We start from the raw sequence: 2,615 nt of genomic DNA, 5'->3' as shown, positions 1-2,615 counted from the left end.
TATGTTATTTATATATAAGATTCATGCGGAATGGTTGCTATATCTAAGATTCATGCGGAATGGTTGCTATATCTTATTATGAAGTTATTGAATAAATTTAATATTAACTTTAGAGAGATAAGTCTTAAACGAATTAAATAATTTGAAGAATAATTGTCTTAGGTGGTGTTAGAAAAATGGGTTTAAAAGAAATATTTAGAAAACAAGGTGGAATGAAGCTCATTAAGCAATATTGGCAAGGAGGAGCACTTTTAACAGGATTAGGTGAGTTCCTTTTATTAGGAAAGAGCAGAACAGCATTGGAAATTCTTCGTTTATCAACAACTCTTAAGACAAAGCAAAAATTAGAAAAAAAATATAAATGGAAGCTAAATGAGTTTGATGAAAATTATGTTGACAGAGAACATACAACATCAAATAAGATTTGGATTTGTTGGTTTCAAGGAATGGAGAATGCTCCTGAATTGGTTCAAAAATGCTATAATTCTGTGGTGAATAATAATCCTAATAGTGAAGTAATAGTTATTACATCGGAAAATATGTCACAATATGTAACGTTCCCTGATTATATTATTGATAAATGGAAGAAGGGAATTATCACTCACACTCATATGACGGATTTAATGCGTCTAGAATTATTAATTAACTATGGAGGATTATGGTTAGATGCTACGGTACTTTGTACAGGAAAGGCACCAGATTATTTCTATAATTCAGAATTATTTTTTTATCAATGTTTAAAACCTGGCAGAGATGGTCATGGGAATTTTATTAGTAGTTGGCTTATTAATGCTAAAACAAATAATAAAATTCTAATGGCAACTAGAGAGCTGTGTTATGAATATTGGAAAGACAATAATTCTATGTGGGATTATTTTTTGTTTCATGATTTTATGTCTATTGTTTTAGAAAAATATAGCATTGATTTAGGAAAGATTATTCCAAGGGACAATGCAACACCACATATTCTTCTTTTGCGATTGTTTGATTTTTATGATGAAAAAATGTGGAATGCAATCAAAGAACAAACACAGTTTCATAAATTAACATATAAGTTAGTGAAAATGACAAAGAAAAAAAAGGTACATATTATAAATATATTTTAGAGGAATATTAATGATTAAAATAAAAGATATAGTCTTATATATAATGCTTTTCTTACCGATATCCACATTGTTTGTTAATCAAGCATTACCAATAAATTGATTTTTGCTATCTCAATCGTTGTGTTTTTTTTCATGACAATGAAGAACTTGAAAAGAAAAGAATTTATAGCAATAGTGATGCTTGCTGTTGAATTCTTTATTTCAATATATATTACAGGAACATTAAAATTATATAACTTAAATGATTATTTTTTATTTACCACTATGGTTTTTTATTGCTTTTATACTTTAAAAATTATATAGGTAACTTCCAAGATACAGTTTTAGAACATTTGAATGTTGTAAAAACAGCGATATATTTTTGGGAAGTGTTGTTTATAGTATTAAGAATAATAAGTCCATCAATGAATGAAGAATTTTCACATAGAAGTGCATCATCTGCATTTTTAATTATAGCAATAGTTTGGTATATAGCTAAGATGACGAATGATAAAAAATTTAGTATTCATTTAATTATTCCTTTAGTGGCAATATTTATATTACAGGTGAGGACGTATTTAATTTTAGCTTTATTAGTTGCGAATATGTCATATTATAGTTTGTTCAAGAAAAAAAGATATTATTATATTACAATTATTCCTGTAATAGCATTGACTGTATTTTTTGTATTACAAACTTCAATAGGAAACAGATTTACCAATGTTACAGAGAGTTATTATGGTGGAGTTCTTGCTACTATAACTAGTTCACGTAGTGTTTTTTGGGAGGCTGATATTAAAGCATTCATTAGCTCTAATAATTTTCATAAGATGATAGGTAATGGGTATAATTTTATATATGATATAAATTTCAAATCTGTTAATACATATATATGGGGTCATAATGATATTATACATATACTTATTACTAACGGTCTGTTAGGTATTGGCGTATATTTATACGCATTTATCTCTTTCTTAAAATCTATAAGAAGAAGGAATTATGATACTAAATTGTTTTATTTTGTTGTTTTAACATTAACATTTGGTGCATTATTTGATGGATTGTATCATTATGTATGTGCAGCATATGCAATACCATTTTTATTTGCGGGTACTCTAAACAATATCAAAAATGAGGGGGAGAAATAAATGAATAATGAAGAGTTAATAAATAAGTCAGAAAATGTTTTTTTTGATTTTTTTGATACTATTGTTCATAGAAAAATTAATGAGGATGTTGTTATAGAAATGTGGGCTAATAGTTTAAGTGCTGAATTCAAATATACAATTGAACCAGAAATGTTTTACAAAACCAGAAAAAAGGCAGAAAAAATAGTTGCTAAGAAAGAAAAAACAGAAGAACCAAGTTATTATTCAATAATATATGAACTATATATATTACTTCATTGTATGTTAAATAATATAAAATTTGAAGATTTTTTATAAGTGTTCAAAAAAAATAGAGTTGGATGTTAAATAATATAAAATTTGAAGATTTTTTATAAGTGTTCAAAAAAAATAGAGTTGG

At 26.2% G+C, this 2,615-nt stretch carries 3 protein-coding genes; all 3 read left to right on the top strand.

Features of this window, described 5'->3' with window-relative positions:
* The first annotated feature begins 176 nt into the window (after positions 1–176).
* The 3 genes from DW963_RS13045 to DW963_RS13035 all read left to right on the top strand — a co-directional run bounded on the left by DW963_RS13045 (position 177) and on the right by DW963_RS13035 (position 2,533).
* Positions 177–1,106, top strand: a complete 930-nt coding sequence (locus tag DW963_RS13045) for a capsular polysaccharide synthesis protein (RefSeq protein ID WP_286169403.1) — start codon at positions 177–179, stop codon at positions 1,104–1,106.
* A 404-nt stretch (positions 1,107–1,510) separates the two neighbouring features.
* The gene (locus tag DW963_RS13040) at positions 1,511–2,236 is read left to right on the top strand and encodes an O-antigen ligase family protein (protein WP_147347607.1); all 726 of its coding nucleotides are present in this window, start codon (positions 1,511–1,513) and stop codon (positions 2,234–2,236) included.
* Positions 2,237–2,533 carry a hypothetical protein gene (locus DW963_RS13035; RefSeq protein WP_117916349.1) on the top strand — a complete coding sequence of 99 codons (297 nt, stop codon included), beginning with the start codon at positions 2,237–2,239 and terminating at the stop codon, positions 2,531–2,533.
* Positions 2,534–2,615: the final 82 nt, after the last annotated feature.

The sequence above is a fragment of the Eubacterium sp. AM46-8 genome, from assembly GCF_003466705.1.
In the GTDB taxonomy this organism is placed as follows: Bacteria; Bacillota; Clostridia; order Lachnospirales; family Lachnospiraceae; genus Lachnospira.
The sequence above is the reverse complement of the archived record's forward strand: the minus strand, read 5'-3'. Positions and strand labels throughout refer to the sequence as shown.

Bases quoted from the DNA above. Each gene is read 5' to 3' on its own strand.
- DW963_RS13040 (WP_147347607.1), top strand. From the start codon at position 1,511: ATGAATGAAGAATTTTCACATAGAAGTGCATCATCTGCATTTTTAATT.
- DW963_RS13045 (WP_286169403.1), top strand. From the start codon at position 177: ATGGGTTTAAAAGAAATATTTAGAAAACAAGGTGGAATGAAGCTCATT.
- DW963_RS13035 (WP_117916349.1), top strand. From the start codon at position 2,237: ATGAATAATGAAGAGTTAATAAATAAGTCAGAAAATGTTTTTTTTGAT.